Here is a 311-nt window from a genome sequence, read left to right as displayed (position 1 = left end):
CTTGTACTCTTCATCCATCACCGTGGATTGGGGAGCCTTGCTTTCATCCAGCAATGGCAGTGTCAGTGAGTAGCCCTTGATCGGATAGATCGGTAACTTGATGCCTAATGGATTCATCAGCATCGGAGAATAACTGCCCATCGCAACCACATACTTATCAGCGGTCAAACGTCCTTTGGAAGTCACGACGCCATGGATTTCACCACCAGACGCTTCCAGTCCCTTGACCTCGGTATCCATCATGAAAATCACCCCGAGGTCACGGCAAGCCGCCACCAGCCCCTGGGTAAACTTGCGACAGTCACCGGTAC

The 311-nt window shown here is 52.4% G+C and carries 1 protein-coding gene; it reads right to left on the bottom strand.

All coding sequences use genetic code 11. The annotated features are described in order from the left end of the window. Positions 1–311 (bottom strand): FAD-dependent oxidoreductase (locus Q4563_RS18460; protein ID WP_303605545.1); only part of this gene is annotated, 311 nt, incomplete at both ends.

Source organism: Gilvimarinus sp. 1_MG-2023, from assembly GCF_030548285.1.
This window is presented reverse-complemented; position numbering and strand designations above follow the sequence as displayed.